At 71.2% G+C, this 2,854-nt stretch carries 3 protein-coding genes and 1 pseudogene; all 4 read right to left on the bottom strand.

The features are described 5' to 3' along the window. Positions 1-1,026: MAB_1171c family putative transporter (locus ACFWW9_RS46025; protein WP_390389975.1), on the bottom strand; the 1,026-nt coding region annotated here is incomplete at its 3' end. Further along, a complete protein-coding gene (locus tag ACFWW9_RS46020) occupies positions 1,019-1,441 on the bottom strand; it encodes a hypothetical protein (RefSeq protein ID WP_390389974.1) in 423 nt (140 codons plus the stop codon). The genes ACFWW9_RS46025 and ACFWW9_RS46020, both read right to left, overlap by 8 nt. A gap of 129 nt (positions 1,442-1,570) precedes the next feature. Beyond that, positions 1,571-1,816, bottom strand: coding sequence for a hypothetical protein (locus ACFWW9_RS46015; RefSeq protein ID WP_390389973.1), 246 nt, complete (start codon positions 1,814-1,816; stop codon positions 1,571-1,573). 440 nt (positions 1,817-2,256) lie between these two features. Then, positions 2,257-2,854, bottom strand: a pseudogene (locus ACFWW9_RS46010) (hypothetical protein); the annotation flags it as partial.

Genomic DNA, 2,854 nt, shown 5'->3' with positions numbered 1-2,854 from the left:
CTCCACGGTCGCGTCCAGCTGCCTGCCCGTCCGGCCCTCGTCCACGGCCCGCTCGCGGATCCGGTCCACCGCGGCCGGGTCGAGGTAGGGCTGGAGCGCGAGCCGACCGTCGCGGATCTCCACGACCCGCCGGTACAGCCGCAGGTCGAGGTCCCGCAGGTCGATCCGGTCCACGAACGCGGACCGCGGCGGCGTCAGCGCGATCTGCGGGCTGGCCCGGTAGAGCGCGAGCCACAGCGGCCGCAACCGCTGGTAGGTCGTGTACCGGCGGACCCACTCGGCGAACCGGCTGTCGCCGTGCACCCGCAGCCGGGGCAGGGACGCGGACAGCAGCACCAGCACGAACGCCACCAGCGTCAGGTACTTGTCCATCACGGACGTCAGCGCGTTCGAGTACGGCAGGTCGAACCGCCGCGCGGTGAAGAACAGTCCTTTGTGGACGTGGTAGAGGATGATCGCGGCAACGCCGACCGTGCTCATCCACAGCCGCAGCCGCACCGCGGGCCGCTCGGCGTCGCGCAGGTTCAGCCAGCTCAACCGCTCCAGCTCCACCAGCGCGGGCATCAGCCCGACCAGGTAGGCCAACCAGTACTCCAGCACCCACGGCGCGCCGCCGTAGAGGGCGTTGAACTTCACGTCGTTGTCCGGGGTGTCGGCCAGCGCGAACAGGACGCCCGTGCCGATCACGCAGGACGCCACCAGGACGCGCAGCGGCCACGACAGCCGGACCGGCTCGCCGCCCACCCGCATCCACACCAGCAGGTTCCGCGCGGCCCACGCCGCGATCAGCACCGTCCAGTGGCTCAACGGCTTCGCGATGTTGGGTATCCCGAACAGCTCGCCCGCCGCCTCGTAGCAGCCGGGGGCCTGGAGGGTGAACGAGATGGCCAGCGCGCCGAGGTAGGTCATGACCAGGTGCTTGCTCGGGTCGGCCGCGGGACCGCGCGCCCGGTTGATCAGCAGCCTGCCGAACAGGGCCACCCACGCCAGCAGCGGCGGCCCGTAGACCCGTGCCGCTTCACCCACGCTTCGGTGTTTCCGGCCAGAACAGCGCGTCGCCGACCCGGTCGTCGAGCGCGGTGCCCGTCCGCGGCACGTTCGCGCCCTTCGCGGCCCGCTGCGCGATGAGCGTCGCCAGCAGTTCGGCCTCGCGCTCCTCGTCCGCGCTGTACCCGGTGCGCCCCAGCACCCGGCGCACCATCGCCGGGTCCAGGTTCGGCAGCAGCGACCGCATGTGGTCGGCCTCGGGCAGCGTGCCGCGGAAGTGGTCGCAGAGCAGGTGGCTCAGCTCGTGCAGGATGATGTGGTCCTGGTGCGGCGGCGTGGTCGACTGCTCGTAGAGGATCAGGTCCATCGTGTCCGTCGCGACCCACATCCCCATCACGTCCGGGATGTCGGTCGTCGGCACGAGGACGATCATGCGCGACCGGCGTTCGGCCACCAGTTCGCACAGCTTCCGGACGTCGAACGGTCGCGGTAGCGGCAGCGTCGAAGCGATGAGCTCGCAGCGACGCCGCAGTCGCCGAAAACTGGCGGTGATGGTGCCCCCAAGGTCCAGTGGCCGAGCTGATCAGAGGTCCGGGTCCGGCAGATCCGGCAGGCCCTCCAGTTCGCGCACGCGCTCGACCATCTCGGTGATCGCGACGAGGCTCTTGGCCGACAGCCCCGACGCGCGCAACGCGATCTGCCGCACCGAGCTGTCCCGCACCGCCGTCAACAGCGCGAGTTCGGCGTCGATGCGGTCCGTCGTGTCGTCGTCGAAGAAGTACGCGGGTGGCACGCCGAAGAACCCGGCGAGCGCCTCCACGTGTTTCATGGTCGGATTATTCCGCAAACCTCGGCGCAATTGCCATATGTAGGTAGCGGAAATAGTGGGACCGCCTCGGGTCCGGATCGCCTCGGCCACCTCTTCGAACGAGTACTCGCGCCCACCTCGCGGCCTGATGGTCCGGAACAGGTGGTCGACCCTGGCCGCAAGGGGTTCAACGGTCTCGGCGTTCCCCCCGGACGCGTCATCCGGCATGCATCCTCCTCGAATGGAGGTGCGAAGTGTACCAGGTCGTCAACTCTCGTGGCACGGCGAAGCCATAGGCCCTGATCTCAGTTGACGGGGGGAATGGTGCTCCGACATTCGTCGGGGAAATGGCTTTCGCCGCTGGTCGGGGCGTCCATTCCGCCATTCGCGCTATCGGACTGCTCCACGGGGAGAAAGGGACGCCGGACATCCGGTCATCCCTTTCTCCCCGTGCCCCCCGGTCAGCGGCGCCAGAACGCCGCACGCCGCTTCGGTGCCGCACCGGCCGAGGCGAAGGCCTCCAGCACGGTCACGGCCTCGGTCCACAGCGCGTCCACGGCGCCGCCCGCGAGCAGGGCGGCCACCAGCCGCCGCAGCGGGTCGTAGTCCGAGCCGGACTGCCCGGCGAGCAGCGTGTCGAGCCTGCTCGCCAGGTCCGCGAGCAGGTCGCGGCGCTCGACGTCGGGCAGGCCGGCGCCGTCGCGCAGCCGCACCGCCTCGGTGGCCGCGATCCGCCTCAGCTCGTCGGACCCCTGGTCCACGGTCACGCGCAACGACTCCGGGACGGCACCGCCGCCCGAGCCGCCGAACACCGGTCCACCCGCCCGCTTGGCCATCCTGGGCGCGGCCGCGGGAGGCGGCGGTGGCGATCCGGCGGGCGGCATAGCCGACACGGGCATCGCGGCGAAGTCGGGAGCGGAGGCCAACGGCATCGGCATCCCGCCCGGCGCGGGCGCGGCGGGCGGCGCGAACCCGACGAACCCGGAGAACTGCGGGACCGGCGCGGGAGCCGACCAGCCCGCGGGCAGGTCGACGGGCTGCTCCACGCGGTGCACCTTG

This window comes from Umezawaea sp. NPDC059074 (assembly GCF_042738955.1).
In the GTDB taxonomy this organism is placed as follows: Bacteria; Actinomycetota; Actinomycetes; order Mycobacteriales; family Pseudonocardiaceae; genus Umezawaea.
This window is presented reverse-complemented; position numbering and strand designations above follow the sequence as displayed.

What these genes read in the sequence shown, in the direction of transcription:
- ACFWW9_RS46015 (WP_390389973.1), bottom strand. Translation starts at nt 1,816, where the DNA reads ATGAAACACGTGGAGGCGCTCGCCGGGTTCTTCGGCGTGCCACCCGCG.